This window comes from Streptomyces sp. NPDC008139 (genome assembly GCF_042957025.1).
In the GTDB taxonomy this organism is placed as follows: Bacteria; Actinomycetota; Actinomycetes; order Streptomycetales; family Streptomycetaceae; genus Actinacidiphila.
The window spans coordinates 388,398-405,220 of record NZ_JBIBHM010000002.1; the positions used below are offsets into that span (position 1 = coordinate 388,398).

At 71.2% G+C, this 16,823-nt stretch carries 14 protein-coding genes; 7 read left to right on the forward strand and 7 right to left on the reverse strand.

Annotated elements, in window-relative coordinates; genetic code table 11:
* The first annotated feature begins 18 nt into the window (after positions 1-18).
* Positions 19-1,683, forward strand: coding sequence for a glycosyl hydrolase (locus ACFZBB_RS05665; RefSeq protein ID WP_391118128.1), 1,665 nt, complete (start codon positions 19-21; stop codon positions 1,681-1,683).
* 33 nt (positions 1,684-1,716) lie between these two features.
* On the opposite strand, the gene ACFZBB_RS05670 is transcribed toward ACFZBB_RS05665, so the two are convergent.
* Both ACFZBB_RS05670 and ACFZBB_RS05675 read right to left on the reverse strand, forming a co-directional pair.
* Positions 1,717-2,865, reverse strand: coding sequence for a homoserine O-acetyltransferase (locus ACFZBB_RS05670; RefSeq protein WP_391118493.1), 1,149 nt, complete (start codon positions 2,863-2,865; stop codon positions 1,717-1,719).
* Positions 2,862-4,220 carry a bifunctional o-acetylhomoserine/o-acetylserine sulfhydrylase gene (locus ACFZBB_RS05675; RefSeq protein WP_391118130.1) on the reverse strand — a complete coding sequence of 453 codons (1,359 nt, stop codon included), beginning with the start codon at positions 4,218-4,220 and terminating at the stop codon, positions 2,862-2,864. Before ACFZBB_RS05675 ends, ACFZBB_RS05670 begins: the two co-directional genes overlap by 4 nt.
* Positions 4,221-4,759: 539 nt before the next feature.
* Here ACFZBB_RS05675 and ACFZBB_RS05680 point away from each other — a divergent pair.
* The gene (locus ACFZBB_RS05680) at positions 4,760-4,990 is read left to right on the forward strand and encodes a DUF6296 family protein (RefSeq protein ID WP_391118132.1); all 231 of its coding nucleotides are present in this window, start codon (positions 4,760-4,762) and stop codon (positions 4,988-4,990) included.
* A 59-nt stretch (positions 4,991-5,049) separates the two neighbouring features.
* Here the strand turns inward: ACFZBB_RS05680 and nhaA are convergent, their stop codons facing one another.
* Positions 5,050-6,951: a Na+/H+ antiporter NhaA gene (nhaA, locus tag ACFZBB_RS05685; RefSeq protein ID WP_391118134.1), complete on the reverse strand. Its 1,902-nt coding sequence runs from the start codon at positions 6,949-6,951 to the stop codon at positions 5,050-5,052.
* Positions 6,952-7,164: 213 nt separating this feature from the next.
* Here nhaA and ACFZBB_RS05690 point away from each other — a divergent pair, with 213 nt between their 5' ends.
* Entirely contained in the window at positions 7,165-7,398 is a 234-nt protein-coding gene (locus ACFZBB_RS05690; protein ID WP_188285579.1) for a hypothetical protein, read from the forward strand.
* A gap of 26 nt (positions 7,399-7,424) precedes the next feature.
* Positions 7,425-8,645: an SPFH domain-containing protein gene (locus ACFZBB_RS05695; protein WP_391118136.1), complete on the forward strand. Its 1,221-nt coding sequence runs from the start codon at positions 7,425-7,427 to the stop codon at positions 8,643-8,645.
* Positions 8,646-8,860: 215 nt separating this feature from the next.
* Here the strand turns inward: ACFZBB_RS05695 and paaK are convergent, their stop codons facing one another.
* On the reverse strand, positions 8,861-10,123 hold the full coding sequence (paaK, locus tag ACFZBB_RS05700) for a phenylacetate--CoA ligase PaaK (protein WP_391118495.1): 1,263 nt from the start codon (positions 10,121-10,123) through the stop codon (positions 8,861-8,863).
* Between the two features lie 50 nt (positions 10,124-10,173).
* Positions 10,174-10,563, reverse strand: a complete 390-nt coding sequence (gene paaI / locus ACFZBB_RS05705) for a hydroxyphenylacetyl-CoA thioesterase PaaI (protein ID WP_391118497.1) — start codon at positions 10,561-10,563, stop codon at positions 10,174-10,176.
* A gap of 952 nt (positions 10,564-11,515) precedes the next feature.
* Here paaI and ACFZBB_RS05710 point away from each other — a divergent pair.
* The gene (locus ACFZBB_RS05710; protein WP_391118138.1) at positions 11,516-12,778 is read left to right on the forward strand and encodes a glycosyl hydrolase family 8; all 1,263 of its coding nucleotides are present in this window, start codon (positions 11,516-11,518) and stop codon (positions 12,776-12,778) included.
* Complete coding sequence (locus ACFZBB_RS05715; protein ID WP_391118140.1) at positions 12,775-14,157, forward strand: discoidin domain-containing protein; 1,383 nt, start codon at positions 12,775-12,777, stop codon at positions 14,155-14,157. Before ACFZBB_RS05710 ends, ACFZBB_RS05715 begins: the two co-directional genes overlap by 4 nt.
* 7 nt (positions 14,158-14,164) lie before the next feature.
* Here ACFZBB_RS05715 and ACFZBB_RS05720 read toward each other — a convergent pair whose 3' ends face one another.
* Both ACFZBB_RS05720 and ACFZBB_RS05725 read right to left on the reverse strand, forming a co-directional pair.
* Entirely contained in the window at positions 14,165-15,583 is a 1,419-nt protein-coding gene (locus ACFZBB_RS05720) for an MFS transporter (protein ID WP_391118142.1), read from the reverse strand.
* Positions 15,580-16,317, reverse strand: a complete 738-nt coding sequence (locus ACFZBB_RS05725) for a helix-turn-helix domain-containing protein (RefSeq protein WP_391118144.1) — start codon at positions 16,315-16,317, stop codon at positions 15,580-15,582. The genes ACFZBB_RS05720 and ACFZBB_RS05725 overlap by 4 nt, the downstream gene beginning before the upstream one ends.
* A gap of 327 nt (positions 16,318-16,644) precedes the next feature.
* Here ACFZBB_RS05725 and ACFZBB_RS05730 point away from each other — a divergent pair, with 327 nt between their 5' ends.
* Positions 16,645-16,803, forward strand: a complete 159-nt coding sequence (locus tag ACFZBB_RS05730; RefSeq protein ID WP_391118146.1) for a hypothetical protein — start codon at positions 16,645-16,647, stop codon at positions 16,801-16,803.
* Positions 16,804-16,823: the final 20 nt, after the last annotated feature.

Genomic DNA, 16,823 nt, shown 5'->3' on the forward strand with positions numbered 1-16,823 from the left:
GAGACATGAGAGGGTCCAATGAGAGCGAAGATCTTCACCCGCAGGCGGGCCGCCATGCTCGCCGCGCTGCCGCTGGCGGCCGGGGCGTGGCTGGCGACCTCGCCGCCGCAGGCGTCGGCGACCGGTGCCTCGACGCCCGACGCGGTGATCGGCTACCTGCACCAGATCAGCGGGAACCACGTGATCAGCGGCGTCCACAACAAGGAACCGCTCAGCCAGCCCTCGGCCTACACGGCCCAGGCCCACTCGATCACCGGGAAGTGGGCGGGGCTGTGGGGCGGGGAGTTCGGCTTCCGGCCGGACGACATCGCCAACCGCCAGACGATGATCGACCAGGCGAAGACCGAGTGGGCCAACGGCTCACTGGTCAACCTGACCTGGCACATGTGCCGCCCCGACGTGGCGACCTGCGACTTCGACACCGGCCCCAACCCCATCAAGGGCAGTCACCTGTCGGACCCGGAGTGGAGCCAGCTCGTCACGGACGGTTCGACGCTGAACACCGACTACAAGCGCAATCTCGACCAAGTGGTGCCGTACTTCCAGCAGTTGAAGGGCGCGGGCATCCCCGTGCTGTTCCGTCCGCTGCACGAGATGAACGAGGGCTGGGCCTGGTGGGGCGGCAAGACCGGCGCGGCCGGGAGCGCCCGGCTGTTCCAGATCACGCATGACTACCTGGAGTCCAAGGGCCTGGACAACATCATCTGGGTCTGGAACGTCAAGGACCTCGACGGCGGAGCGGCCCACGTGGCCGACTACTACCCGGGTGACGCGTACGTGGACGTCGCCAGCGTCGACCCGTGGGTGCACGGTTCGGCCAGCACCGAGTGGTACCAGGCGATCGTCAACCAGGCCCACGGCAAGCCGGTTTCGCTCGCCGAGGTCGGTACGGTCCCCACGCCCGCACAGTTGGCGGACCAGCCGCTGTGGACCTGGTTCATGATCTGGTCCGACTACCTCACTTCGGCCAACACCACCGCCGGTCTCCGGGCCACCCTCAACAACTCCCGCGTCCTGAGCCAGGGCCAGTTCACCGTCCCCACCGGCACCCCGCCCACATCTCCGCCGTCCGGCCGTACCGGTCCGATCACGGGAGTCGGGGGCAAGTGTGTGGACGTGGCGTCGGCGAGCAGTGCGGACGGTACTCCCGTGCAGCTCTATGACTGCAATGGCACCGACGCGCAGTCGTGGACGATCGGTTCGGACGGTACGGTCCGGGCGTTGGGCAAGTGCCTGGATGTGACGGGGCAGGGGACGGCGAACGGGACGAAGGTCCAGCTCTGGACGTGCAACGGTTCGGGTGCGCAGCAGTGGCAGGCCCAGTCGGACGGGCACCTGGGGAATCCGCAGTCGGGCCGTTTCCTCGATGACCCGGGCGGCAGCACGGCCAACGGCACCCGGTTGCAGATCTGGGACTCCAACGCCAACGCCTGGCAGAAGTGGAACCTCCCCGGCGGGGGGGGAGGGACAGCGCCGGGTCAGTGCGTGCCCGCGCTCGGCAGTGGGCAGTACAACACGCCGGTGTCGTTCGGCGGCGCGACGTACCAGCTCCGTGCGGCGGGCGCGACGGCGCGGACGTCGAGCTGTACTCGGTGTCGGACGGCGGTCACACCTGGCCGGGATCACCACAGGAGTCCGCGGGCAACGGTACGACGACGCGTGAGATCAGCGCCGACGCCCTGATGTGGCAGTTCTTCCGTCGGCACCCCATGCCCCTCACGCCGTCAGTTCTCTGACGAGCGCCGCCACTTGATTCGTCTCGATGAGGAATCCGTCGTGCCCGTACGGCGATTCGACGATCCGCAGCCGGTCGGAGTGCGGGATGCCCGCCGCCAACTCGGCCTGCTGGGGGAGGGGGTAGAGGCGGTCGGAGTCGACTCCGGCGACCAGGGTCGTGGCGGTCACGCGGCGCAGGGCCGCCGCCGTACCGCCGCGGGACCTGCCGATGTCGTGCGCGTTCATCGCCTCGGTGAGCACGACGTAGCTGGCCGCGTCGAACCGCCGCACCAGCTTGGCGGCGTGGTGGTCGAGATACGACTCGACGGCGTACCGCCCGCCGCGCCAGGGCTCCTCGCCGTCCTGCGGGGAGCGGCCGAAGCGGGACCGCAGCTCGCCCTCGCTGCGGTAGGTGACGTGGGCCAGCCGCCGCGCGAGGCCGAGCCCCGCGTGCGGTCCGCGGCCCGGACCCGCGTCGTGGTAGTCGCCGCCGCGCCAGTGCGGGTCCGAGCGGATGGCGTGCGACTGGACGGCGGCCCAGGCGATCTGCTCGGCGCTCGCCGCGGCGGGGGAGGCGAGGAGCAGCAGCGCGCGGGTGCGCTCGGGGCGACCGACCGCCCACTCCAGGGCGCGCATCCCGCCCATCGACCCGCCGACCACCAGCGCCCAGCTCCCGATGCCCAGCGCGTCGGCCAACTCCGCCTCGGCGGCGACCTGGTCACGCTGCGTCAGAAATGGGAAGGAGCCGCCCCAGCGACGACCGTCGGGACCGTACGAGGACGGACCTGTACTGCCCTGGCAGCCGCCGAGGACGTTCGGCGCGACCACGAACCACCGGTCGGTGTCCAGCGCGCGGCCCGGTCCGATCAGGGCATCCCACCACCCGGCGGTGGGATGCCCGGGACCCGCCGGGCCCGCCGCATGGCTGTCCCCGGTCAGGGCGTGCAGCACCAGGACCGCGTTGGACGCGTCCGGCGCGAGCCGCCCCCAGGTCTCGAACGCCAGCCGCACGCCCGGCAGTTCGCCGCCCGCCTCCAGGGCCAGCGGCCGGTCGAGGGCGTGCCAGTTCCGGCGCCCCGGCGGGTCCCCCGGCTGCCAGGCGCCCGTGGCGGGCAGCAGGGGGACCCCAGTGGTGGCAGCGCTGTTCAGGACGCGCCCTTCGCCGCGCGGAAGCCCGCCTCCAGATCGGCCTTGAGATCGTCGATGTGCTCGATGCCGACCGACAGCCGCACCAGGCCCGGCGAGGTGCCGGTGGCGGCGAGCTGCTCCTCGTCCAACTGGCTGTGCGTGGTGGACGCCGGGTGGATGATCAGGCTCCGCACGTCACCGATGTTGGCGAGGTGACTGAAGAGCGACACCGCGTCCACGAACCGCTTTCCGGCCTCCGCGCCGTCCCGCAGCTCGAAGGCGAGCACCGCGCCCGCCCCGCGCGGCAGGTAGCGCTGGGCCGCGTCGTGCCAACGGCTGGACGGGAGTCCCGGATAGTGGACGACCGCGACCTCGTCGCGCGCCTCCAGCCACTCCGCGAGCGCCTGCGCGTTGGTCGAGTGCCGCTCCAGCCGCAGCGACAGCGTCTCCACGCCCTGGAGCAGCAGGAAGGACGAGTGCGGCGACAGCGCCGGGCCGAGGTCGCGCAGGAGTTGCACGCGCAGCTTCGCAGCGAAGGCGCCGGGGCCGAGCGCGGGCCAGTACTGGAGACCGTGGTAGCTGGGGTCGGGCTCGGTGAAGTCGGGGAACCGCTCGGCGTGCGCGCCGAAGTCGAAGGTCCCGCCGTCCACGACCACGCCCGCGATCGTCGTACCGTGGCCGCCGAGGAACTTGGTCGCCGAGTGCACGACGATGTCCGCTCCGTGCTCGATCGGCCGCAGCAGGAACGGCGTCGGCACCGTGTTGTCCACGATCAGCGGCAGACCCGCCGCGTGTGCGACATCGGCGACCGCCCGCACGTCCAGTACATTGCCGCGCGGATTGCCCAGCGTCTCGGCGAACAGCGCCTTCGTCTCCGGCCGGATCGCCGCCCGCCACGCGTCCGCGTCGTCGGGGTCCTCCACGAAGGACACCTCGATGCCGAACTTCGGCAGCGTGTGACGGAAGAGGTTGTACGTGCCGCCGTACAGCGAAGCGCTGGAGACGATGTGGTCACCGGAGCGCGCCAGCGTGAGGATCGCCAGCGTCTCCGCGGCCTGCCCCGACGCCAGCGCCACCGCCGCGACACCGCCCTCCAGCGCGGCGACCCGCTGCTCGAAGGCGTCCTGTGTCGGATTGTGGATGCGCGTGTAGATGTTGCCGGGCTCCGCCAGCGAGAACAGGTCGGCGGCGTGCTGCGTGTCGCGGAACACGAACGACGTCGTCTGGTAGATCGGCACCGCCCGCGCGCCGGTCGTCGGGTCGGGCGCGGTGCCCGCGTGCACCTGCTGGGTCTCGAACGACCACCCCGGCAGGTCCCGCGCCGCGGTGTCCTCCGCGGTGGTGCCCGCGGTCACGGAGTCGATGGGCTGGGTCATGGCTCTCCCCTGGGAAATGGCGTACGGCCCTCGGCTTGCGCGAAGCGCGCCGTACGGATGTGCGGATGTGTCCGGCGCGCGGACCGCCGCCGCGAGGACCCGTAGGGCGGGCGGCGAGGACGGCACCCGGCGGTGGCACGGCGCGGCACGGGAACGCGCCTTGCGTGGTGAAAGGGGGTGATCAGCGGCCGTTGCGGGCGGCAGGACGCCGAGAGCGCGACGTCAGCGCACGGCGGGACAGCCCATGCTGGTGACACGCCCGTAGTCCACGTGGCGGCGCATCACGAGCAGCGGGGTCATGACGTCAGAAAACCACAGCGGTGGCCGACGTGTCAGCGAACCGGCGCCCCCGACCGGCCGGTGTGACACGTTGTTCATCTTTCTGCCCGCGGTCACCCCTCTGCCCGCCCTCCCAAGCCCTATGGAACCCGCGGCCACCCGCTTCCGCAGGACCGTCCCGACGGGCTGACGTACCCGGTGGCTCCCCAGAGGCGGCCCGGGGCGTCGCGGGAGATGATGGGTGGGTCAGGAGGTCCTGTATGGATTACCCGGAGATCTACGAGCTGGTGTTCCAGGCCCCCGCGGTGGAGGACGACGTCGTCCTCGTACGCCGGACCGAGAAATCCGGCGCGGGCGGCTACCCGGTCTACGAGGACGAGACCGGGATCGTCCGCGCCGAGATCAGCGCGGACGGCGAGGTGCGGATGATCGCCAGCGGCGGCCACCAGGCCCCCGGCGTCCCCCGCGCGGTCCGCTCCCTCCACCCCTGAGACCCCAGAGCGCGCGAGCCCCTGCGGACGCGGCGGCGTAGGCCCCGTCCGGGGGTCCGCTACGCTTCCGCCCCGCCTTGCTCCACCAGCGCCCGCTCGCGCGCCGAGATCACCGCCGCGGACAGGCTGTCGATGTCGTACGCGCCGTGGTGGCGGCGGCCGTTGATGAAGAAGGTCGGGGTACCCGACACCCCGCTCAGGTCGGCGGACTCCACGTCCTTCGCGATCCGCCGCGCGCCGTGCCGCTTGTGCAGCGACTCCTTGAACAGCGCCACGTCGAGCCCGATCTCCCGCGCGTGGTCCAGCAGATCGCGCACCTTGAGCGCGTCCTGCCGCTCGAAGAGCAGGTCCCGCATCTCCCAGAAGCGGCCCTGCTCGGCGGCGGCCTCCGACGCCTCCGCGGCGAGCTGGGCGTGCGGATGCACGTCGTTGAGCGGCAGGTGCCGCCACACGTAGCGGACGCTGTCGCCGAAGTCGGCGAGCAGTTCGCGTACGACGGTCTCCGCCTGGCCGCAGAAGGGGCACTCGAAGTCGCCGTACTCCACGATCGTCACCGGCGCGTCCACCGGCCCGCGGACATGGTCGCGGGCCGGGTCGACGGGTTCGACGAGGTCCACGACGGACTCCGCGGTGCCCAGCAGGGCGCGCGCCCTGCGCGTCTCCGGCAGCCGCCCGGCGACCAGCGCGACCACCGTCGTGCTGAGCATGGCGAAGACGACCGCGCTGAGCACGCCGATCTTCGCCTGCGCGAGCTGGTCCCCGTCGAAGGCCAGTGTCGCGATCAGCAGCGACACCGTGAAGCCGATACCCGCGATGGAACCGCCGCCCAGCACCGCCGCCCAGCCGACCGACGGCCGCATCCGGCCCCGGCTCAGCTTGGTGGCCAGCGCGGACGCGCCCAGGATGCCGATCGGCTTGCCGAGCCCGTACGCCAGCAGGATACCGAGCGTGATCGGCGAGGTGAAGGCGTCGGCCAGCAGCGAGCCGTTGATCTCGATCCCCGCGTTGGCCAGCGCGAACAGCGGCACGATCACATAGCTGCTCCACGGGTGCCACAGCCGCTGGAGCCGGTCGTTGGGGGAGACCGCGGATGCCAGGCCCAGCCGCGCCTCGCGCTCCAGCTCCGCGGTCGGCTGCTCGCGGAAGGACCGGAACAGCCCCGTCGCCCGCTCCAGCGCGTCCCGCGACGCCGGGTAGGCGAAGGAGAGCAGACCCATGATCAGACCGACGACCAGCGGGTCCACCCCGGAATGCAGGAACGCCACCCAGGCGATCACCCCCAGGACCCCGTAGACCGCGCCGCGCCGCACACCGGCGCTGCGTACCGCGTACACCACCAGCAGGACGCCGATCCCGACGATCAGCGGCGTCCACGAGATGTGGTCGCTGTACGCCACCGCGATCACGCCGAGCGCCAGGAAGTCGTCCACGACGGCGACGGTCAGGATGAAGGTGTGCAGCCGTTCGGGGAACCGCGAGCCGAGCAACGCCAGCATGCCCAGCGCGAAGGCCGTGTCGGTGGACATCGCGGTGCCCCAGCCGTGCACCGAGGACCGGCCCGCGTTCACCATGAGGTAGATCGCGATCGGTACGGCCATGCCGCTGATCCCGGCCAGCATGGGCAGCGGGATACGGTGCCGGTCGCGCAGCTCGCCCATGTCGAACTCGCGACGCGCCTCCAGGCCGACGACCAGGAAGAACAGCGTCATCAGCCCGCTGTTCACCCATTCCCGCAGGTCCAGGTCGAGCCCGTGGTCCCCGAAGCGGAAGGACAGGTGCGTCGCCCACGCCGACTCGTAGCCGCCGGGCGCGACATTCGCCCAGACCAGTGCCACCAGGGTGGCAGCGAGCAGCACGGCCGCGCTGCCCGTCTCGGTACGGATGTACGCCAACGCGGAGGCGGCCGTCGTACGGTCGCGCTCGGTCCTGCCTGACAAGGGCGCGGTGAAGCCCCGGAACATCCAGCCTCCCAGCAGAGGAACGGTCTTCCCACACCCTGGCACGAGCGGGACCCCGGTGGCGCGTCCAACCACCATCCACGGATGAGCGGTACGGTGCGGCGTTCCGTATTTGGTACGGACCGGTGACGGACCGGAAGAGGCCGCTGGTGGGAGGATGAATGAGACGGAGATTCCAGGACCGGAACGGACACGAGAAGTGAGGGGCGGCCGGGAATGGCGCAGGACGAAGCCGTGATCGGTTGTACGGGGGAGCTGCTCATCGGCACGCGCGGCCTCGCCGGACCCGGTGAGGTCTACGTGCGGGTCAGAGGAGGCAGCGAGACCTTCCTCGCCTGGTCCGAGGAACCCCTGCCTAAGGGGGCGACCGTGCTGGTGGTGGACTCGCGTGGCACACGCCAGGTGGACGTCATCGAGTGGGCCGACCCGTTGGACGCGCTGGCCGACTGAGCCGGCGCACATGAAGGAGACAAAGGATGTTCGGTTACCGCGTTCCCGCGCCGGACGAGGCGATGTTGATCTCGGGCGGTCGGCGTGGACTGGGGGGTGCGCCGTTCCGTGTGGTCACCGGCCACGGAAAGTTCGTTCTGCCGGTCTTCCGCAAGACCCGGTTCATTACGCTCGCGATGTGCGAGGCGGAAGTCGCCGAGACCTGTGTGACCCGGCAGGGCATCGCGCTGACGGTGAAGGCCGTCATCGCGTTCAAGGTCGGCAACGACCACGAGAGCATTGTCAACGCCGGACAGCGGTTCCTGTCCGACCAGGACCAGATGTCGATTCTGACCGGCCGGATCTTCGCCGGTCACCTGCGGTCGATCATCGGCTCGATGACGGTCGAGGAGATCGTCACCGAGCGGCAGAAGCTGGCCTCCGAGGTGCTGGAGACCTCCAAGACGGAGATGGCGAAGATCGGCCTGAGCGTCGACTCGTTGCAGATCCAGTCCATCGACGACGGCGAGACCGGCTACATCGACGCCATGTCGGCGCCGCACAAGGCCGCCATCCAGAGGCAGGCGCAGATCGCGCAGGCCCAGGCCACGCAGGCGTCGGTGGAGGCGCAGCAGATCGCCGCCAGGAACCAGGCGGAGTACGCCCGGCAGACCGCCGTCGTACAGGCCGAGTACTCGGCGCAGGTCGACCGCGCGCAGGCCGAGGCCGCGCAGGCGGGCCCGCTCGCCCAGGCGCACGCGCAGCAGGAAGTGCTCGCCGCGCAGACCGAACTGGCGCTGCGCGCGGCCGAGTTGCGCCAGCAGCAGCTTGTGGCGGAGATCGTCAAGCCCGCTGAGGCGGAGGCCGAGCGGATCAGGGTGCTCGCCGTCGCCGACGCCGAGCGGATGCGCATCCAGGCCGCCGCGGCGGCCTCGCACGACCGGGTGGCGCTCGACCGCATGCTGATCGACCAGCTCCCGCTGATCGTGAAGGAGGCGGCCGGCGGCCTGGCCGGAGCCAATGTCAACGTGCTCAACGGCGCCGACGGGCTCAGCGAGATCGCGGCGGGCCTGGTCAGCCAGGGGCTGACGATCCTCGACTCGGTCCGCAACAACCTCAACGGCGGCGAGGGCGGCTCCGGTTCGGACTCGGACAGCTCGGACAACCTGCCCGCGCTGCGCGGTCTGACGCACCCGGGCGACGGCCGCAACGGCAAGGGGAAGGGCGGCAAGGGCACGTCGTCCGACGGCCCGATCGACATCGAGTAGGACGCGTACGGCCGCTCCGCCGGGGCGGCCGTACGGCGCGTGCGCACAGCGCAAACGGGCGGATCTCCCCTACGGAGGTCCGCCCGCCGCTTGTACGGGTGCGGTGCGCGCCGGGACTCAAGCCTGCACCCTCAACCGTTCGTCCTCAGCCGTTCGTCCTCAACCGTTCGCGCTCAACCGTTCGCGCTCAGCCGTTCGCGCTCAGCCCTTCGCCTTCATTCTTCTGCCCGCAGGTCCTTGACCCGCTGGATCTTGCCGACCGAGCGCTCCAGCGTCTCCGGGTCCACGACCCGCACCTCGACGCTCACGCCCACACCGTCCTTGACGCCCTGCGCGATGGCCGCCGCGCCCGCGTCCCGCAGCTCCGTACCGGCCTCGGCCCTGGCCTCGGCGTAGACGGTCATGTGGTCCATCCGGCCGCGCCGGGTCAGCTCGATCCTGAAGTGCGGCGCGACACCGGGCGTCCGCAGCACGATCTCCTCGATCTGGCTCGGGAAGACATTCACCCCGCGCAGGATGATCATGTCGTCGCTGCGGCCGGTGACCTTCTCCATCCGGCGGAAGGCGGGCCGCGCGGTACCGGGCAGCAGCCGCGTCAGATCGCGGGTGCGGTACCGGATCACCGGCAGCGCCTCCTTGGTGAGCGAGGTGAAGACCAGCTCACCGCTCTCGCCCTGCGGCATGACGTCGTCGGTCAGCGGGTCGACCACCTCCGGATAGAAGTGGTCCTCCCAGATGTGCAGGCCGTCCTTGGTCTCCACGCACTCCTGCGCCACGCCGGGGCCGATCACCTCCGACAGGCCGTAGATGTCGACGGCGTCGATGGCGAAGCGCTCCTCGATCTCGCGGCGCATCTGTTCCGTCCACGGCTCCGCGCCGAAGATCCCCACCCGCAGCGAGGTGCCGCGCGGGTCGACGCCCTGCCGCTCGAACTCGTCGAGCAGCGTGAGCATGTACGACGGGGTGACCATGATGATCTCGGGCTCGAAGTCCTGGATGATCTGCACCTGACGGGCCGTCATGCCGCCCGACGCGGGGATGACCGTACAGCCCGCACGCTCCGCGCCGTAGTGCGCGCCCAGGCCCCCGGTGAACAGGCCGTATCCGTAGGCGACATGGACCTTGTCGCCGGGACGGCCGCCCGCCGCGCGGATCGAACGGGCCACCACGTCGGCCCACACCGACAGGTCGCCCTCGGTGTAACCGACCACTGTGGGACGGCCGGTGGTGCCGCTCGACGCGTGCACCCGGCGCACCTCGGACATCGGAACGGCGAACATCCCGAAGGGGTATGTGTCGCGCAGATCGGCCTTGGTGGTGAACGGGAAGCGCGCCAGATCCTCCAGCGTCCGGCAGTCGGCGGGTACGACACCCGCCTCGTCGAACTTCCGCCGGTACAGCTCCACATGGGCATACGCGTGGCGCAACGTCGCCTGGAGCCGCGTGAGCTGAAGGTCCATCAGCTCCGCGCGGGTCATCCGCTCCGCCGCGTCCGGGGTCTCCCGCGGGGTCGTCCCGCCCAGGTGGCTCACGAGGTCTCCTTCGCGTCGGCGCCGCGCAGCGTACGGCTCCGGCCGCGGAATTCGGCGATCAGCTCGTCGCCGCGCCGCACCCGTACGTCGTAGATCCCGCTGCGGCCGAATCGCGCCCGCTCACGGGCGGTGGCCAGCAGCGCGTCGCCCTCATGGGCCGGGGCGACGAAGTCGATGTCCGCCGCCGCGGCGACGGTCGCGGCTCCGCCGGTGTTGCAGGCACAGGCGAAGGCGGTGTCGGCGAGCAGGAAGAGATAGCCGCCGTGGGCGGTGCCGTGCCCGTTGACCATCGCAGCGGTGACGACCATGCGCAGGACGGCGACGCCCTCACCGAGGTGCAGCAGCTCGATACCGAGCCCGTTCGACGCCCGGTCGGCCGAGAACATCGCCTGCGCCGCCGCGATTCCGGCCCCGTTTTCGGCCCCGTTCGTGGTCCCTTGCGCGGACGCTCGCACCGCGTCCGGGGGCGGACCCGGTGCCGGTCCCGTGTCGAGCCTGGCGTCGCTGCCCTGAGTCACCGCTGCCCACCACCTTGTGGATGCACCGACCGACCATTCGGTTCGGGCGTATGACAGCTAAAAAATCAGCATCGGGAGTGCCTGTCAAGCACAAGGCGGGACGAGCGGCCGGCCGCGGGGGAGAGGGCGCACCGGACGGCCGGGCACCCGGTCTGCCCGCCCGCGCTCGTCGACGCGATCGTGGCCGACAAGCATCTCAGCGACCGCGGCTCACCCACCCTCGACCAACTGGCCCTGGCCCGGCTGATCGAATCGGGCCGCTTCGACCGCCATCTGCGGCGTATGCGCGGGGTCAACGGGGCCCGGTGCGAAGCACTCAAGGCGGCGCTCGCCGCGCACGCGCCTGCCATCCGGCTCAGCGGCCTGGCCGGCGGTTTCCACGCCGTGGCCCACATCGACGGCGCCGCGCGGCCCGGCGTCTCCGAACACTCCGTCATCGCCGCCGCCCGTGGCCGCGCGGTCGGCCTCTACGGCATGAGCGCGTTCCGTTCGACGGGCGCAGTCCCCGGCCCAACTCGTCCTGGGATTCGGCAATGTGAACGAGCGCGCCGTCACGGAAGGGATCGCCGCGGTCGCCGACCTGCTCGCATGAGCCGGTGCCGGGCCGGTCGGCCGGGCCGAAGTCCGCGACGGTGTCACGTACCTGAATCCCGGTCAGGTCAAGGTCCGCGCGCGACCCCTTGACGCGCCGCGTCCGGAGCAACACTCTTACTCCTCAAGCATGTTAGGAATCTTTCCTAACTATCGCGACCACCCTCTCCTGCCCGGTGCGCGCTCCCGTGCCCGGCGCCGTACCCCACAACCGACGAGGAGTTGGAAGATGCCACGACCCGTGAAGACGAGGACGAGGAGGCTGGCGGCCTGTACGGTCGCCGCCTGCGCGTCCTTCGGCCTGCTGGCGACCGCGGGCGGCGGAACGGCCGACGCCGCCACCGCCCCGGCGCACCCGTTCCCCGCGCACACCACGTACAAGGTGGGCGTGCTGCCCTCCGCGGCGCAGTCCACCCGCGACGCGGCGGTGAAGAAGGCGTACGACTCCTGGAAGAGCGCCTACCTGGTCAAGGGCTGCGCCTCCAACGAGTACTACGTCTCGACCAAGGGCGACGACGACGCCCCGCACAACGGCACGGTCTCCGAGGCCCAGGGCTACGGCATGAACATCGTGCCCCTGATGGCCGGTTACGACAGCGACGCCAAGGCCGAGTTCGACGGCCTGTGGCAGCTCGTCAAGGACCACAAGGACGCCGACGGCCTCATGCAGTGGCAACTCGACGGCAAGACCTGCAAGTACACCGACAGCGGCACCCCGGACTCGGCCACCGACGGCGACCTCGACATCGGCTACGGCCTGATCCTCGCCGACAAGCAGTGGGGCGGCTACACCGCGGACGCCAAGGCGTGGCTCGCGTCCTTCTACGCCCACGACGTCGCGCCCGACGGCCACCTCAAGTGCGAGGACGACGGCCCCACCACGGACACCCGGCCGTCCGACATGATGCTCGACCACCTGCGCGCCTTCGCCGCCTACGACACCGCGCACGACTGGAACAAGGTCGTCACCCGCACCGAGGCCGTGATCAGCGAGTTCACCGCGGGCTACTCCTCGTCCGCCGGACTGCTCTCCGACTTCGTCGTCAACGCCAACACCACCAGCCCCAAGCCCGCCCCCGCCGACTACCAGGAGGACCAGCCGGACAACATCGTCGGCTACAACTCCCTGCGCGTGCCCTGGCACTTGGGCACCGACGCCCTGGTCAACGGCTCCTCGACCGCCGCCGTCGCCTACGGCGCGGCGAAGAAGGAGTCCGCCTGCCTGAAGTCGCTGTCCGGCGGCAACCCGGCCAAGGTCCAGCCGCACATCAAGCTCAACTGCGCCAACGGCAACGTCTCGGGCGACACCGAGGCGGAGGAGGCCGGGGACTCGGCCGGCCCCGCCGCCATGGCCTCCGGCGACCAGGCGTGGACCGACGCGATCTGGAAGCAGCTCGCCTCCAACCCCTTCGAGGACGCGTACTACGGCGAGACCATCAAGATGCTCGTGTACATCGTGATGGCGGGCGACTACTGGAGCCCGACCGCATGAGCCGCCTCCGTACCCCGCGCGGCGCGGCCGTCCTGTGCGCTCTCGTCCTGGCCGTCATGGCCGCGCTCGTCGGCGCGACCCCGTACGCCTCGGCCGCCTCGAAGTCCCCCGCGGCGGCGGCCTCCACCGACCGGCAGGCGTTCCTCACCTTCTACGGCTGGTACGACAACACCCCGCCCGGTGGCGACATCTCCTACCCCGGCCTGCACGACACGGCCGGCGGCACCGGGACCTACGCCGACCCGATCACCTTCGCCTCGTCCACCAAGGAGATACCGGCGGGCACGCGGATCTGGGTGCCAAGGGTCGGCAAGTACTTCGTCATGGAGGACTCCTGCGAGGAGTGCGGCGCCGACTGGAGCGGCCACGGCCCCAACGGCGGCCCGAACCTCTACCACTTCGACCTCTGGCTCGGCGGCCAGGGCGGCAACGCCTTCGACGCCATCGACTGCGAGGACGCGCTGACCCACTACAACGACGACAGCACCCCGGTGCTCGAACCGGTCGTCGTGGACCCGCCGTCCAACGAGCCGTACGACGCCACGCCCGTCTTCAACACCAAGACCGGCGCCTGTTACGGCGGAGCCCAGCCGACCACCACCGTCGGCCAGTACAAGAACGTCTCCACCGGGCAGTGCCTGGACAACCCGGGGAACAGCTCCGCCAGCGGCACCAAGCTGGACACGGCGGCCTGCACCGGCTCCGCAGCGCAGGCGTTCACCTTCCACGGCGCCTTCCTGATCAGCAACAACCTCTGCGCGACCCTGTCCGGCTCGTCGATCACACTCACGGCCTGCGACGGCGGCCCGAACCAGCAGTGGTCGGTCAACCCGAATCTCACCGTCTCCGACATCCAGACCGGGCAGAAGTGCTTCCGGGCGAGCGGCTCGACGCTCACCGCCGGGAGCTGTTCGGGCGCCGCGAGCCAGTGGAACTTCACCCCTTCCGGTGGCACGGGACCGCCACCGGGCGGCGGTGACACCCTGCTCTCGCAGGGCAGGCCCGCCACTGCCTCCTCCACCGAATCCACCGCCTACCCCGCGAGCAAGGCGGTCGACGGCGACCTCACCTCCACCCGCTGGGCCAGCAAGGAAGGCTCCGACCCGCAGTGGATCCGGGTCGACCTGGGCGCGAGCGCGCACATCAGCCGGGTGAAGCTGAGCTGGGAGGCCGCCTACGCCAAGAGCTACACCGTCCAGACCTCTCCGGACGGCGCCGCCTGGACCACGGTCTACTCCACCACCGCGGGCAAGGGCGGCACCGAGGACCTGACCGGCCTCACCGGCACCGGCCGCTACGTCCGCGTCAACGGCACGGCGCGCGGGACGGCGTACGGCTACTCGCTCTACGAGGTCCAGGTGTACGGCACCACGCCCTGACCCCCGGTCACGGCGCCACGTCCTGATCCTGGTCCTCTCGACGGCCCCGCCGGCGGCCGACGGCCACCGCGCCGTCGGCCGCTGCCGTGTCCGCCACCTCCTCGCCGTGCCCCGTGTCTGCCGTCTCTGCCGTGTCCTCGACGTTCGTGGTGTCCTCCGGGCGCCCGTCCTGGTCGATCGAGCGGATGCCGGGCACCGGCGACGGCAGCAGCCACAGCACGGACAGCGCCCCGCCGACCGCCGCGACCAGCAGGGTCGTACGCAGCCCGAGGAAGGTCGCGAGCACACCGCCGACGACCGCGCCGAGCGGACGGATGCCGTAGTTGACCGTGGCGTACGCGCCGGAGACCCGGCTGCGCATCCCGTCGGGGATCACGGACGCCTGAAGGGAGTTGAGGTTGACGTCGAAGAGCATGACACCGAGGCCGGAAAGGAACTCGGTGCCGGTCAGCGCCACGGCGCCGACCCACGGCGGCCCGTCGGCGACCGCCACCAACGCGATCGGCGCGGGGAAGAGCACCGCGCCGATCGCGATGCTGCGCCCCATCCCGATCCACCGCGAGATCCGCGGCGCCAGGACCGCGCCGAGCAGCGCGCCCGTGGAACCGATACCGAAGGCCAGGCCGATGAAGCCCGCCGACAGACCGAGGCTCCTGGTGGCGAAGAGCACCATCAGACCGCTGCCGGAGACGAAGGTGAAGAAGTTGACGGTGGTCGAGGTGCCGAGCCCGGCCCGCAGCACCGGGTGCCGTACGACGAACGCCAGCCCTTCCTTCGCCCGCCGCAGCAGCGGCGCGTCCCGCCCGCCCGCCGCGACCGGCGGCTCGTCGATCCTGATCCGCCCGATCAGCACGGCCGAGGCGAGGAAGGACAGCGCGTCGACCACGACGGCCACCGGCGCGGTCAGCGCCTGCACGAGCGCGCCGCCCACGGCAGGGCCCGCGACGTACGACGCGGACCGGCTCGCGCTGAGCTTGCTGTTCGCGTCCACATACGACGAGCGTGGCACGAGGTGCGCGAAGAACGGGGGATAGGAGGTGTTGAACAGCACCTCGGCGGCGCCGATCAGCAGCGCCACCGCGTAGAGCTGACCGAGCGTCACCGCCCCCGCCAGGTACGCGACGGGCAGCGACAGCAGCACCCCGGCGCGGATCAGATCCGCGGCCACCATCAGGCCGCGCTTGCGGGCCTGGTGGTCGACCCACGCGCCCAGGACGATCGCCAGTAGATTCGGTGTCCAGATCAGCGCGGTCAGCCACGCCACCTCGTTGGCGGAGGCGTGCAGTGCGCTCACCGCGATCAGCGGCAGGGCCAGTTCGCTGATCCGGTCGCCGAACTGCGAGACGCTCTGGCCGGCCCAGAAGCGGACGAATCGGCGGTCTCGCGCCAGGGATATCGGGGGCGGCTGCGTCGCTGCGGCGGTCACCGGGTGCCGCCGTCGCCGCCGTCGTCCTTACGCGCGGCCGTACGCGTACCGGTATCCGTATCCGTATCCGTATCCGTGTACGAGTCCGCGCCCGGCTCGCCGCCCTGTGCCTCAACCTCAGCCGGACCTTCACCCTCACCTTGAGGTTCACCTTCAGGGAGCGTGTAGCGCAGCAGGCGTACGGAGCGGGCGGCGGCCGGGCGGTCCGCCGCGTCCCGCGTCACATAGGGCGCGAGCACGCGCTCGATTCCGTCCTCGATGGCGGCGGCCTCCTCGGGCGTCACCATGACACGCGTGTTGGCGAGTCCCGAGAGCCGCCGCCACGCGGGATCGAGACCGGGCTCCACGGTGGCCGCCCAGCGGGCCGGCAGATCGGCGGAGCGCAGGAACATCTCACGCGAGAGCAGCCGCGCCGCCGAGCGGCCCTCCTCGCCCCCGTCGTCCTCCGGCACCTCGAAGCGGAAGCCGCGTGCGACCGCCTGCCACCGCCGCTCACGCCGGTCCCGTCGCTCGTCGCCCCCGGCGTCGGGATCGGGGTCCGCGTCCCGGACGAGCCCGAAGCCCGCGAGATGGCGCAGATGCCAGCTCGTCACCGAAGGGGTCGCCCCGACGCGGGGTGCGAGCACGGTGGCCGTCGCGGGCCCGTTGCGTTGCAGATGCTCCAGGATCGCCAACCGCACCGGATGCGCGAGCGCGCGCATCGCCTTGGGGTCGGTGATCTCGATGTCTCCCAAACGGTTACCCGGTTCCATGGTGTGAGAGTGTCCTCTCACAATGTATGAGAGTCAACTCTCACGCTTTTCGCGCTGCTCGTGGCGGTGCGTGGCGAGGTCCGCCGCGCGGGGAAACATGCCGGTCAGAGGGGATACCGGATCAGGGGGCCGCCGGGGCGTCGCGTACGGCGGTGGCGACCGTGTTCGTCGCCGTGTCAGTCGGACCGGTTGCCCGACCTCGGGCTCAGCCGCCGCCCTTGACAGTCCCGGCTGGTCTCCAGCCGAAGAGCGGGCCGCGAGGTCCTGTTCAGCGTCAGGCCCGAGTCGCTGACGGCCGCCGCGTCCTGGATGACGGAGCTGGCCGCGGCCTGGGAGGAGCGGCTGGGGCTGCTCAAGCGGATGGCGGAGGCCGGTCCGCAGGGCGACGCGGGCGAGGGTCCAGGGGTGGGTACAGACGCAGGGACAGGCACGGCTGCGGAGGCGGGTCCGGAGCCCGGCGGCTCCTGACCGGAATCCCGCGCCCGCCC